11 protein-coding genes are annotated in these 13,054 nt (G+C 69.7%); 6 read left to right on the top strand and 5 right to left on the bottom strand.

Annotated features, from left to right (window positions below; all coding sequences use genetic code 11):
* Positions 1-113 precede the first annotated feature (113 nt).
* Positions 114-878, bottom strand: coding sequence for a GntR family transcriptional regulator (locus tag ACFYW8_RS14190; protein ID WP_389072887.1), 765 nt, complete (start codon positions 876-878; stop codon positions 114-116).
* Between the two features lie 449 nt (positions 879-1,327).
* On the opposite strand from ACFYW8_RS14190, the gene ACFYW8_RS14185 reads away from it, so the two are divergent.
* The 4 genes from ACFYW8_RS14185 to ACFYW8_RS14170 all read left to right on the top strand — a co-directional run bounded on the left by ACFYW8_RS14185 (position 1,328) and on the right by ACFYW8_RS14170 (position 6,449).
* A complete protein-coding gene (locus ACFYW8_RS14185; RefSeq protein ID WP_365875782.1) occupies positions 1,328-2,611 on the top strand; it encodes an extracellular solute-binding protein in 1,284 nt (427 codons plus the stop codon).
* Between the two features lie 146 nt (positions 2,612-2,757).
* Positions 2,758-3,744: a sugar ABC transporter permease gene (locus tag ACFYW8_RS14180; RefSeq protein ID WP_365875780.1), complete on the top strand. Its 987-nt coding sequence runs from the start codon at positions 2,758-2,760 to the stop codon at positions 3,742-3,744.
* Positions 3,741-4,613 (top strand): carbohydrate ABC transporter permease, encoded by an 873-nt coding sequence (locus tag ACFYW8_RS14175; RefSeq protein ID WP_365875778.1) that lies wholly within the window; start codon positions 3,741-3,743, stop codon positions 4,611-4,613. Before ACFYW8_RS14180 ends, ACFYW8_RS14175 begins: the two co-directional genes overlap by 4 nt.
* A 9-nt stretch (positions 4,614-4,622) precedes the next feature.
* The gene (locus tag ACFYW8_RS14170; protein WP_389072878.1) at positions 4,623-6,449 is read left to right on the top strand and encodes a glycoside hydrolase family 3 protein; all 1,827 of its coding nucleotides are present in this window, start codon (positions 4,623-4,625) and stop codon (positions 6,447-6,449) included.
* A 107-nt stretch (positions 6,450-6,556) separates the two neighbouring features.
* On the opposite strand, the gene nagB is transcribed toward ACFYW8_RS14170, so the two are convergent.
* Positions 6,557-7,342, bottom strand: coding sequence for a glucosamine-6-phosphate deaminase (gene nagB / locus ACFYW8_RS14165; RefSeq protein WP_389072876.1), 786 nt, complete (start codon positions 7,340-7,342; stop codon positions 6,557-6,559).
* Between the two features lie 588 nt (positions 7,343-7,930).
* On the opposite strand from nagB, the gene ACFYW8_RS14160 reads away from it, so the two are divergent.
* Complete coding sequence (locus ACFYW8_RS14160; protein ID WP_389072871.1) at positions 7,931-9,406, top strand: PAS domain-containing sensor histidine kinase; 1,476 nt, start codon at positions 7,931-7,933, stop codon at positions 9,404-9,406.
* Between the two features lie 268 nt (positions 9,407-9,674).
* On the opposite strand, the gene ACFYW8_RS14155 is transcribed toward ACFYW8_RS14160, so the two are convergent.
* Together ACFYW8_RS14155 and ACFYW8_RS14150 are read right to left on the bottom strand one after the other, a co-directional pair.
* Positions 9,675-9,932, bottom strand: coding sequence for a WhiB family transcriptional regulator (locus tag ACFYW8_RS14155; RefSeq protein ID WP_006380970.1), 258 nt, complete (start codon positions 9,930-9,932; stop codon positions 9,675-9,677).
* A 317-nt stretch (positions 9,933-10,249) separates the two neighbouring features.
* The gene (locus tag ACFYW8_RS14150) at positions 10,250-11,218 is read right to left on the bottom strand and encodes a diacylglycerol kinase family protein (RefSeq protein WP_365875769.1); all 969 of its coding nucleotides are present in this window, start codon (positions 11,216-11,218) and stop codon (positions 10,250-10,252) included.
* Positions 11,219-11,388: 170 nt separating this feature from the next.
* Between ACFYW8_RS14150 and ACFYW8_RS14145 the strand changes: the two genes are divergently transcribed.
* On the top strand, positions 11,389-11,841 hold the full coding sequence (locus ACFYW8_RS14145; RefSeq protein ID WP_365875767.1) for a hypothetical protein: 453 nt from the start codon (positions 11,389-11,391) through the stop codon (positions 11,839-11,841).
* A gap of 97 nt (positions 11,842-11,938) precedes the next feature.
* Here ACFYW8_RS14145 and ACFYW8_RS14140 read toward each other — a convergent pair whose 3' ends face one another.
* On the bottom strand, positions 11,939-13,054 hold the full coding sequence (locus ACFYW8_RS14140; RefSeq protein ID WP_389072861.1) for an RNA polymerase sigma factor SigF: 1,116 nt from the start codon (positions 13,052-13,054) through the stop codon (positions 11,939-11,941).

Here is a 13,054-nt window from a genome sequence, read left to right as displayed (position 1 = left end):
ACGCCTCGGGCGGGTAAGGCGCCTGACGGTCCGCCCGGGTCGGCCCGGAACGTGCGGCGCGACGCGCGGGTGCGGGAGCGTGCGCCCCGTACCCGCGCGTTAGGCCATACGGATCAGTCCTGCGGGCGCTTGAGGCGGGCGACGAACTTGTACCGGTCGCCCCGGTACACCGACCGCACCCATTCCACCGGCTCGCCCTGACGGTCGAGCGAGTGGCGGGAGAGCATCAGCATGGGCAGGCCCACGTCGGTGCCGAGCAGTCCGGCCTCGCGCGGGGTCGCCAGCGAGGTCTCGATGGTCTCCTCCGCCTCGGCGAGGTGGACGTTGTACACCTCGGCGAGCGCGGTGTAGAGAGAGGTGTACTTGACGAGCGACCTGCGCAGGGCGGGGAAGCGCTTGGCGGAGAGGTGGGTCGTCTCGATGGCCATCGGCTCGCCGCTCGCGAGGCGCAGCCGCTCGATGCGCAGCACCCGGCCGCCGGCCGAGATGTCGAGCAGGCCTGCGAGGGCGTCGTCCGCCGTGATGTAGCCGATGTCCAGCAGCTGCGAGGTGGGTTCGAGGCCCTGGGCGCGCATGTCCTCGGTGTACGAGGTCAGTTGGAGCGCCTGGGAGACCTTCGGCTTGGCGACGAAGGTGCCCTTGCCCTGGATGCGTTCGAGACGGCCCTCGACGACCAGCTCCTGAAGGGCCTGCCGCACCGTGGTGCGCGAGGTGTCGAACTCGGCGGCGAGGGTCCGCTCGGGCGGTACCGGCGTACCGGGCGGCAGTGTCTCCGTCATGTCGAGCAGGTGCTTCTTGAGGCGGTAGTACTTGGGCACGCGCGCGGTACGGATGGGCGCCCCACCCTCGTTCTCCGCACTGCTGACGTCGGTGCTCATGCTCTGCCTTCCCGGCTCCGGATGCCGAAGCGACCGACATATCGACGGCCACGGCTCACATCGTGGCACGGCTTTCCGCGCGAGTGGCCCCCGCACGCTCCGTGATCCCCTCTATATACCGTCGGCGTACCTGTTGGTCTAGTCCATCGCGCGCAGACGGTGGTGCGCGAGGCGGTGGGGCCGGGCGCGCGGACGGCCCGGGGGTGGTTCCCTCGCAGGTCCTGAACAGGCCCGCTATTTATGTCACTTACCTACTTAAAGGTCCTTGCATATGTAGGTCCCATAACGGACGACTGGACGGGCTTACGCACCCTTGACACCCCTCTAGGTCTAGGCCAAGCTCCCCGTACTGGTCTACACCATTGGTCCAGTCCCGGCCCCACGGGCGGTACACGGCGTATGTCACCGCGGGGAGCAGGGGGGTTTGTGGCATCCCTGAGGAGGGTGGCGTGAAGCGCAAGCTGGTAGCCGCGATCGGTATCGCGGGCATGATCTTCTCCGTCGCGGCGTGCGGGAACGACAGCAAGTCCGGGGGGTCGGACAAGGGTGCGGACGCCAAGGAGCTGACGGTCTGGCTCACGGTCGACGCGCAGAACAACTGGCCCCAGCTGGTCACGGCGGCCGACGCGGCGATCAAGGCCAAGCACCCCGGTATCAAGATCAAGCACGAGTACTACGGCTGGCCGGACAAGAACACCAAGTTCGACGCGGTCCTCGCCACCGACAAGGCGCCGGACGTGGTCGAGATGGGCAACTCCGAGATGCTCGGCTACATGGTCAAGGGTGCCTTCGCTCCCCTCGACGCGTCGAAGTTCGAGAACTCGGACGCCTGGCTGGACGGCCTCAAGACCTCCGTCACCTACGACGGCAAGACCTACGGTGTGCCGTACTACGCCGGTGGCCGCGTCGGCAACTGGCGCAAGGATGTCGCCGCCTCGGCCGGTGTGAAGACCCCGCCGAAGACGTACCAGGAGCTCACCTCCGATCTGGACAAGATCCAGAAGAAGGGGGGCAGCAAGTTCAGTGCCTGGTACCAGCCCACCCGCGACTGGTACGCGGCCATGTCGTTCGTCTACGACGCCGGCGGCTCCATCGCGAAGCAGGAGGGCGGCCAGTGGAAGGCCAACCTCTCCTCGCCCGAGTCGGTCAAGGGCCTCACCGAGTTCAAGACCATCGTCGACAAGTACATGCACGGCGACAAGACCAAGGACGAGTCCGACCGTTACATCGTCTACGGCCAGGGCAAGTCCGGCATGATCTTCGGTGCCGCCTGGGAGGGCGCGACCGCCGAGGCCCCGGAGAGCGACAAGACCGGCAAGCTCAAGGGCAACCTCGAGAACTTCGTGATGCCCGGCCCGTCCGGCAAGAACCTCCCGGTCTTCCTGGGCGGCTCCGACCTCGCCGTCCCGGTGAAGTCGAAGGCGCAGGCGGTCGCCGCCGAGTGGATCAACGCGTTCACCGGAGCCAAGGGCCAGAAGGGCCTGATGGCCAAGGGCAACCTGCCCAACAACAAGACCGACCTCGCCACCCTGAAGAACGACCCGGCGACGGCCGTCCCGGCCACCGCGGCCGAGTCGAGCTGGTTCGTCCCGATGGCGTCGGGCTGGGGTCAGGTCGAGAAGGCCCAGGTCCTGCAGACCATGCTGCAGAACATCGGTACCGGCAAGAAGTCGGTCGCGGACGCCGCGAAGGAAGCGGACGCCGCCATCGACAAGGTCATCAACACCAAGTGACCTGAGAGCAGGGCCCCGTCGGTCCTCCTTCACGGAGGGACGGGGTCCTGCCTCCCGCACGGCCCGGCCAGGGGCTCGCCCCCGCAGCGCCCGGCCGTGCGGGACTTTGCCTTCGTACGACATGAGGGACCGCTGAGGAGCGCGCGATGAGTGCCGCAGACACGACCACCCCCGCCAAGGTGCCGCCGCCGCGGCAGGCACCGCCACCGGCCGTCGCCGAGGTGCCACGCACCAGGCGGACCTCGGGTGCGGCGGCGGCCCCCTGGGTCCTGCTCGCCCCGTGCCTGCTGATCCTCGCGCTGGTCCTCGGCTACCCGCTGGTGCGCCTGGTCACGCTCTCCTTCCAGAAGTTCGGGCAGTCCCAGCTCTGGGGCTTCCAGCCGGCCGAGTCGGTCGGCTTCGACAACTTCGCCCATGTGCTCTCGGACGGCGAGTTCTGGGCGGTGGTCGTCCGGACCGTCCTGTTCGCCGGCGGGGCCGTCGTCTTCACGATGGTCGTCGGCATGCTGATCGCGCTGCTCCTGCAGCGGGTCTCCGGCTGGGTGAAGACCCTCGTCAACATCGTGCTGGTGGCCAGCTGGGGCATGCCCATCATCGTGGCCACCACGGTCTTCAAGTGGCTCTTCGACTCCGACTACGGCGTCTTCAACGCGCTGCTCAGCAAGCTTCCCGGTGTCGACATGATCGGCCACAACTGGTTCGCGAGCGGCCCCCAGGGCCTGAGCGTGATCATGCTCCTGGTCGTCTGGGGCGCGGTGCCGTTCGTCGTCATCACGCTCAGCGCGGGGCTCACCCAGGTGCCCGCCGAGCTGGAGGAGGCCGCACGGCTCGACGGCGCGGGCGCCTGGGGCGTCTTCCGCCATGTCACGCTGCCGATCCTCAAGCCGATCATCGTGATGCTCACGACCCTCTCCGTCATCTGGGACATGGGCGTCTTCCCGCAGGTCTTCGTCATGCGGGGCGGCCACCCCGAGGCGGAGTTCCAACTGCTCACCACGTACTCGTACGACCGCGCCTTCGTCGTCAACGACTACTCGCAGGGGTCGGCGATCGCCGTGCTGACCGTGCTGCTGCTTCTCGGCGTGGTCGCCGTGTACATGCGTCAGATGCTGCAGATCGGAGAGGTCGAATGACCATCACGGACGCCGTCGCGAACATGGGCGGCTCGGGGAACACCCGGCGGCCCCGCAAGTCCAAGCTCGGCTGGAACGTCCTCGGCCTGCTCGTCTTCGTCGTCGCGGGCTTCCCGGTCTACTGGATGCTCAACACGGCCATCAAGCCGGCCAAGGACGCCATCGACCCCGATCCGAGCCTGTTCCCCACGGGGTTCACGCTCGACAACTTCCGCCGCGCGCTGAATATCGCCGACTTCTGGGGCCCGGTCGGCCGCAGCCTGATCGTGTCGCTCTCGGTGGTCGTGATCGGCATCGTGGTGGGGATGCTGGCCGCGCTGGCCATCTCCCGCTTCGCCTTCCGCGGCCGCAAGGTGGTGATCGTCGGCATCCTCGCGGTCCAGATGGTCCCGCTGGTCGCCATGATCATCCCGATCTTCCTGCTGCTGAACGACCTCGGGCAGTACGACAAGCTCTCCGGTCTGATCATCACGTATCTGACCTTCATCCTCCCCTTCACGGTGTGGACGCTGCGCGGCTTCATCGTCAACATCCCGAAGGAGCTGGAGGAGGCGGCGATGGTCGACGGATGCAGCCGCACGGGCGCCTTCATCCGCGTGGTCTTCCCGCTGCTGGCCCCCGGCATGGTCGCGACGTCCGTCTACGCCTTCATCCAGGCGTGGAACGAATATCTCTACGCCCTCATGCTGCTGAGCCAGCAGAATCAGACCGCCACCGTCTGGCTCGGCAACTTCACCACCAAGCACGGCACCGAGTACGCCCCGATGATGGCCGGATCCACCATGATGGCCGTGCCGATCGTCGTCCTGTTCCTCCTCGTCCAGCGCAAGATGGCCGCGGGTCTGACCGCGGGCGCCGTGAAGGGATAACGCCTCCCGATGACGACATTCGCCAGTGGTACCACTGCGTCCAATTCAAAGGACGGCCTGACGCGCGACGCCCTGACCGTGCTCCAGCCCGGCTTCACCGGGACCACGGCTCCGGACTGGCTGCTGCGCCGCCTCGGTGAAGGGCTCGCCTCCGTCGGCCTGTTCGGCCGCAATATCGCCTCACCCGATCAGCTGGCCGCCCTGACCGCCCAGTTGCGCGTCGAACGCGACGACGTCCTGGTCGCCATCGACGAGGAGGGCGGCGACGTCACCCGCCTGGAGGTGCGCACCGGGTCGTCCTTCCCGGGCAACCACGCGCTGGGCGCCGTCGACGACGTGGCGCTCACCGAGGCCGTCGCCCTCGAACTCGGCCGTCGGCTGGCCGCGTGCGGAGTGAACCTCAACTGGGCGCCGTCCGCCGACGTGAACTCCAACCCCGCCAACCCGGTCATCGGCGTACGTTCCTTCGGTGCCGACACCGACCTGGTCGCCCGGCACACGGCCGCCTACGTCACCGGCCTCCAGGCCGCCGGCGTCGCGGCCTGCACCAAGCACTTCCCGGGCCACGGGGACACCGCGGTCGACTCCCACCACGCCCTGCCCCGCATCGACGCGGACCTGTCGGTCCTCCAGTCCCGCGAACTCGTCCCCTTCCGGGCCGCGATCGCCGCGGGCAGCCGTGCCGTGATGAGCGCGCACATCCTCGTCCCGGCCCTGGACCCGGACCGCCCGGCCACCCTCTCCCGGCGCATCCTCACCGGGCTGCTGCGCGAGGAACTCGGCTACGACGGCCTGATCGTCACCGACGGCATGGAGATGCAGGCCATCGCGGCGACGTACGGCATCGAGCGGGGCAGCGTGCTCGCCATCGCGGCCGGCGCGGACGCGATCTGCGTCGGCGGCGGACTGGCGGACGACGACACCGTGCGCCGCCTCCGCGACGCCCTGGTCTCCGCCGTCCGAGCCGGCGAGCTCCCCGAGGAACGCCTCGCGGACGCGGCGAACCGGGTGCGCGCGCTGGCCGAGTGGACGGCCGCGGCCGCCGCGACCCCGAAGGCATCCCAGGCCGGCTCCGGCTCGGCGGCCGTGGTCACGGGTGGGAGCGTCATCGGCTCCGGCACGCAGCACACAAATGGCTTGAACGGCTCGAACGATTCGAACGGCCTTGGCGGTACGGACGGTACGAGCGGTACGGGTGGCGTGAATGCTACGGGCGGTACAGCAGGTACGGGCGGGCTCAACGGTACTGGCGGTACAGGCGGTACGGACAGCTCGGACAGCTCGGACGGTGCAAGCAGCTCGGGCGGTACGGGCGGCACCGACGGTACGTGCGGTACGGGTGCATCGGACCGCACGGGCGCTCCGGACCGCACCGGCGGTACCGGCGAAGCCGTCGACGTGGGCCTGGTGGCCGCCCGGCGCGCGCTGACCGTGACCCGCTCCGCGTCGTACACCCCGCTCACCGAGGCCCCCTACGTCGCCGCGCTCACCCCGGTCGCGAACATTGCCGTCGGTGACGAGACCCCCTGGGGCGTGGCCGCGGAGCTGGCGCGGCTGCTTCCCGGCACCGAGACCGGCAGCTTCACCGGCGAGGACGCGGGCTCCTCGGCCCTCGCCGCCGCGGGGGCGAGGCCCCTGGTGGCCGTCGTCCGCGACGAACACCGGCACCCCTGGATGGCGACCGCCCTCGACACCCTGCTCGCCTCCCGCCCCGACACCGTCGTGGTCGAGATGGGCGTCCCGCAGTCGGTGCCCCGGGGCGCCCTGCACGTCGCCACCCACGGCGCGGCGCGGGTCTGCGGTCGGGCGGCGGCGGAGGTCATCGCGGGGGAGTAGCCGACCGGCCCCCGGGCCGAACGGAACAGACAGGTGCCGGGCCTCCCTCGGGAGGCCCGGCACCTGTCTGTTCCGTTCGGCCCGCGCGGTGGCCGCGACCCCGGTTTCTAGATGCCCTGCCAGTCCGGCTTGGCGGCGAACGTGTGCCGGAAGTAGTCCGCGAGCTTCAGCTTGGACGCGGCGGCGTCGTCGACGACCACCGTCGCGTGCGGGTGCAGCTGCAGCGCCGACGCCGGGCAGACCGCCGCGACCGGCCCCTCGACCGTCGCCGCCACGGCGTCCGCCTTGCCCTCGCCGGTCGCGAGCAGCACCAGGTGCCGTGCCTCCAGGATCGTGCCGATGCCCTGCGTGATGACGTGGTGCGGCACCTGTTCGATGTCGCCGTCGAAGAACCGCGCGTTGTCCACCCGGGTCTGCTCGGTCAGCGTCTTGATCCGGGTCCGCGAGGCGAGCGAGGAGCACGGCTCGTTGAAGCCGATGTGCCCGTCCGTCCCGATCCCCAGCAGCTGGAGGTCGACCCCGCCGGCCGCGGCCAGTGCCTTGTCGTACGCCTCGCACGCGGTCTGGACGTCAGCCGCGGTGCCGTCCGGCCCCATGAACGCGTCCATGCCGAGGCCCAGCGGCTCCAGCACCTCGCGCCGCAGCACGGAACGGTAGGACTCGGGGTGCTCGGCCGGCAGCCCCACGTACTCGTCGAGCTGCGCGACGCGCGCGCCCGAGGCGTCCACGGCACCGGAACCCACTCGGGCAGCCAGCGCCGCGTAGATGGGCAGCGGCGTCGAGCCGGTGGCCACGCCGAGCAGTGCGTCGGGCTTGCGCCTGAGCAGTTCGGCCATGGCCTCGGCGATCAGCTCGCCGCCCGCCTTGGCGTCCGGGACGATGACAACTTCCACGCTGGGCCTGCCGATCTGGAGAGGGGACTCAGGAACTCAACCGAATCCGAAGGGGGACACATGTGGTATAGACCAATCTAGCAGAGCGTCACCCTTGCGTCGCCCCGGAACGCGCCGTATCCCGGGGCCGCCGCCCGGAGCCGCTCGGCCCCGTTCATCCGGCAACCCCTCCCGTTCATGAACCGAAGCGGGATAGTCTGACGGGCGCTCCTGGTGTTGGATAAGCGGACAACAAAGAACATCGGCGGGCGTACGGGCTGCGGACACATGGACGCAGGACCATGGTCTAGTCCACAATTGCTTTGAGAAACTGAACGAGCCTCCGTCTTCCCCGCACAGGAAGACGGACCGAGGAACCGGCGCTCTCTGCCCTGACTGCTCCGGCTCCTCTCTTCGGCCGACCGGGACCGCACACCCCACGGCCGTTGTTGCTCCGGGCTGCGGTGCCGGGAGGGTCGAGGGTCCCTCCCAGGCGCCGCGGCCCGCGGGTGTTTCCGGGGCCCTGTGACGCCCCTGGGATGCCGCTGGGAGCCCCGCGCGGGTGGCCGATTTCGGGACCTGTCGGATCCGCCGGGTACGCTCGCACTCGTGCCCTCCATGAACGACCTCGTACGCCAGCACACCGCTCTCGGTGACTCCGATCTCGAGTGGCTGCATCTGCTGGTCTCGGAGTGGCAGTTGCTCTCCGACCTCTCCTTCGCCGATCTCGTCCTGTGGGTTCCCACGCGCGACGGCACCCGCTACGTCTCGGTCGCCCAGATGCGCCCCAACACGGGGCCCACCTCGTACCAGGACGACATGGTCGGCCATCTGGTCCCGCGCGGCCGCCGCCCCCTGCTGGACGCGGCGCTCGACGAGGGCCGGATCGTGCGCGAAGGCGATCCCGAATGGCGCGAGGAGGTGCCGGTCCGGGTCGAGTCCATTCCCGTACGACGCGAGGGCCGCGTCCTCGGTGTGATCGCCCGCAACACCAACCTGCTCACCGTGCGCACCCCGAGCCGCCTCGAACTGACGTATCTGCAGAGCGCCTCCGACCTCGCTCAGATGATCGCGGCGGGCACCTTCCCGTTCCCCGACCAGCAGGTCGACATGGACGCCTCGCCGAGGGTCGGCGACGGACTGATCCGCCTCGACGCGGACGGCGTCGTCCAGTACGCCTCACCGAACGCGCTCTCCGCGTACCACCGCCTCGGCCTGGCCGCCGACCTGGTGGGCTGCAACCTCGGTTCCACGACCGCCGAACTCGCCCCGTCCCGGGGCCCGGTGGACGAGGCGCTGTCCAAGGTCGCCAGCGGCTGGGCGCCCCGCGAGTTCGAGATCGAGAGCGCCGAGGGCGTGATCCAGCTGCGGGCGATCCCGCTCAAGCCCAAGGGCACCCGTGTCGGTTCCCTGGTCCTGCTCCGCGATGTCACCGAACTGCGCCGCCGTGAGCGCGAATTGATCACGAAGGACGCCACCATCCGGGAGATCCATCACCGGGTGAAGAACAACCTCCAGACGGTGGCGGCCCTGCTGCGGCTGCAGGCCCGCCGTATCGACTCCGAACGCGGCCGGGAGGCTCTGGAGGAGGCCGTGCGCCGGGTCGGTTCCATCGCGATCGTGCACGAGACGCTCTCCCAGAACCTGGACGAGCGGGTCGAGTTCGACGAGATCGCCGACAGGGTGCTCGCCATGGTCGCCGAGATCTCGCCCGGAAAGGTCACCGGCCGGCGCACCGGACGCTTCGGCATCCTGGACGCCGAGGTCGCGACCCCGCTCTCGATGGTCCTCACCGAGATCCTGCAGAACGCGCTGGAGCACGGCTTCCGCGAGGGCGACCGGGGGGCCGTGGAGGTCTCCGCCGTGCGCGGCGGTACCTCCAAGGACGCCCGGCTGCTGGTCACCGTGACGGACGACGGGGTCGGACTGCCCGAGGGCTTCGACCCGCACCGCTCGGGCAACCTCGGCCTGCAGATCGTACGGACGCTGGTGGAGGGCGAGTTGGGCGGCACCTTCGACATGGTGGCCGCTCCGGGGCGCGGCACACAGGTGCTCCTGGACATCCCGGTGATCGTGCCGAAGTAGCCGGGCCGCGCGACGAGACGCCTGCGGCCACGGGACAGCCATGGGCACAAGTGGCCTGTGGACAGGGGAAATCGGCGCCACGGGGGCCCGTCACTCATTGTGACCGGCCCTGGGCGTGAACAGCAATGAGCCCCGGACCACCAGGTGGTCCGGGGCTGAAAGCTCGTTGCATTTAAGCGCATCGGGGTACTGCGCGCTGCGGCTCGGGGGCGGGAGTTGCGTACTCGCTGTACGCGCCGCCAAGCTCAGGCTCGTGCGGGGTGGAACGTCAGGCGGTGGCCTGACGAGCTCGGTTGCGGGCAGCACGGCGCTTCATTGCGCGGCGCTCGTCCTCGCTGAGGCCACCCCAGACGCCGGAGTCCTGGCCGGACTCGAGCGCCCACTGCAGGCACTGCTCCATGACGGGGCAGCGGCGGCAGACGGCCTTGGCTTCCTCGATCTGCAGCAGCGCAGGACCGGTGTTGCCGATGGGGAAGAAGAGCTCGGGGTCTTCCTCGCGGCAAACGGCGTTGTGACGCCAGTCCATGGCTGCTACCTCTCCTTGGTATTACATGCACGTTGCTTGTGAATGTGAACGCTTTCACGAATCCCTCAACAAGTGAAGGGCCGACAGCCAGACGGACTGGTGTGGTCCTGTGATTTGAGGAGGGGTTCCGGTGCTCTGGGGGCCGATGGTGCGGGCCGTCCCGAGCGCCACGTAGAGACTCGCAAACCTCAGCGGCGGATACAACCCCTTCAGGAAAGTTTTTTTTGATTCCTCGGTGTCGGCTGAGTCACAGCCGTACTTCCATGGGGTGGACCCTGGTCTAAACGTTCGAGTGAAAGGAGTTTGGCCCCTTCCGCTCACACAATCACACGCAGTGCACGGCGTACGCCTGTGAACGTCACGCTTGTACGCAGTCCCAGATGGTCGCCGTCCATCTGAAGGGGCAGTGGAACCTTCGAATGCAAGGTGAAGTCCGTCAGGTCATGCAGAGTGACGGCGTGCTTGCCCTGGGGTCCACGCTCGGGGGACGAAGTGAGCAACTGAGTGGCATACCGGGCGGCCGAGGCCGTCGACATGCGGCTGAGGGCGAGTACGTCGAGTCCGGTATCGAACGAGGCCTTAGGTGTCGCGTACACCGGACGATTGCCGAGAAACGTCCACGGCGAGGTGTTGCAGATGATGGACAGGACCAGATCGGTGACCGGGGCCGCGCCGGGGCGCTCCAGGGTGATCATTCCGTGCCGGCGATGAGGTTCGTCCCAAAACTGGCGTGCCACTTGGCGGAGATACAGCGCATGAGTGGAGCGCCGGCCGAGCTCGCGCTGCTGTTCGACCCGGCCCACCACCCCCGCGTCGAAGCCGAGGCCGGCGCAGAAGGTGAACCAGCGGGAGGGCACGGACTCGTCCTCGGTGCCCGGAGTCCCGGCGGCCAGACCGAGGCCGACCGTGCGCTCGCGCTCCTCGCGCAGCGCGTCCAGCAGGGCGCCGGTCGCCTCCACGGCGTCGTTCGGCAGGCCGAGGGCACGGGCGAAGACATTGGTGGAGCCGCCGGGGACCACGGCGAGGCGGGGGAGGCGCTGCGGGTCGGGGCCCCGGTGCAGAAGACCGTTCACGACCTCGTTGACCGTGCCGTCCCCGCCGAGGGCCACGACCAGGTCTATGTCGTCGCTGTCCGCGGCCTGCCGGCCGAGGTCCCGGGCATGGCCGCGGTACTCGGTGGTGACCACTTCCAGTTTCATCTCACTGGCCAATGCGTGGATCAAGACGTCGCGCGTGCGCGCACTTGTGGTGGTTGCTGCCGGATTGACCACGAGAAGTGCACGCATGCGATGCAGCGTACCTACTGGGTGGTACTCGTCCCAGACCGAGGTAGGGATCCAGTAAGAGTGCAGGGGTGCGCCGGGGGTGCGGCGACGGACCGGTGCGAGCCCCGGAGCCGAGCGGTGTCCGGCCCCGGGGCGCTCCGCGGTCCGGGGCCGACGGCTACTCTTCGGGGGTGAGCCGTGAGCAGAATCCCACCCCCGACGCCCCCCTCCTCGACCCCCGTCCCGGGCGGCTGACAGCCGCGGCGGCGCTGGCCGCGCTGGAAGGGGCCGCCCTGGTGGCGGGCGGCGTGTGCGTCCTCGTGCTCGGTCTCACGGGCGACCCCGACAGCCGGCAGCAGGCCGTCACCGGAGGCGTGACGCTGATCGTGCTCGCCCTGCTGCCGCTGCTGGCCGCGCGGGGACTGCTGCTGCGCCGCAGCTGGAGCCGGGGGCCGGCCCTCATCACCCAGATCCTGGCGCTGCCCGTGGCCTACACCCTGCTCCAGGCCGACAGCGTCGCGATCCCCGTCGGCATCGCCCTCGCGGCCGTCGCGGTGGCGGCCCTGGTGCTGCTGGTGAACCCGGCGACGACACGGGCCCTCGGAATCCGAGGGCCCGGCGGTGACGTACGCGAGGAGAAGTAGTCGGGGTTCACGCCTCGGGCTCCCGCCCCAGGCTCAGTCCTCGACTCACTCCTCGGGCCCTTTTCTCGGGCGCACTCCGCGGGCCCATTTCGCGGTCTCACTCCTCGACGAGGAGCTTCTCCCGCAACTGGGCGAGCGTGCGGGCCAGCAGTCGCGAGACGTGCATCTGCGAGATGCCGACCTCCTGCGCGATCTGCGACTGCGTCATGTTGCCGAAGAAGCGGAGCAGTAGGATCCGCTTCTCCCGCGGCGGCAGGTCCTCAAGGAGCGGTTTCAGCGACTCCCGGTACTCGACGCCCTCCAGCGCCTCGTCCTCGGCGCCCAGGGTGTCGGCGACCGCCGGGGACTCGTCGTCCGTGTCGGGGACGTCCAGCGACAGCGTGGAGTACGCGTTGGCGGACTCCAGGCCCTCCAGGACCTCCTCCTCGGAGATGGCCAGTTTCTCGGCCAGCTCGTGGACCGTCGGGGAGCGGCCGTGCAGCTGGGAGAGTTCGGCGGTCGCCGTGGTCAGCGCCAGCCGCAGCTCCTGGAGGCGCCGCGGGACGCGCACCGCCCAGCCCTTGTCGCGGAAGTGCCGCTTGATCTCGCCGACCACCGTCGGGGTCGCGTACGTCGAGAACTCGACGCCGCGCTCCGGGTCGAACCGGTCGACGGACTTGATCAGCCCGATGGTCGCGACCTGGGTGAGGTCGTCCAGCGGCTCACCGCGGTTGCGGAAGCGGCGCGCGAGGTGCTCGACGAGCGGCAGGTGCATGCGGACCAGCTGGTTGCGCAGCTCCGCGTACTCGGTGCTGCCGTCCTGCAGTTTGCGCAGCTCGATGAACATCGCCCGCGCCCCGCTGCGGTCCTGCGGGTCGTGCCGGACGTGCTGGGCGCTGGGCCCGTGCTGGATGTGCTGGGCGCTCGGCTCGTGCTGCGCGCCCTGCGCGTTCTGCTCCGCGTTTCGCTCGTGCTCGCTCATAGTCCCGCCCGTCACCATTCCCCGAGCTCGCGGCTCTTCCCCCGTGTCCTCGGCCGCGCTCCAGCCGGGAGAACCCCCCCGTCCGGGGAGGACCTCCGGCTGCGCCGCTGCCGCCGAGGAGACGTCGATCTCCGGATGCGGCCGGGCCTGTTCGGGGATGCCGTCGATGCCGTCCGCCGTGTGCCGCGGCCCGTCCGGGCCGTCGGCGCGCTCCGCGGGAGGCTCCCGTGTGCCGCGCTCTTCGTCCCGCAC

The sequence above is a fragment of the Streptomyces sp. NPDC002742 genome (genome assembly GCF_042888885.1).
Lineage (GTDB): Bacteria > Actinomycetota > Actinomycetes > Streptomycetales > Streptomycetaceae > Streptomyces.
The sequence above is the reverse complement of the archived record's forward strand: the minus strand, read 5'-3'. Positions and strand labels throughout refer to the sequence as shown.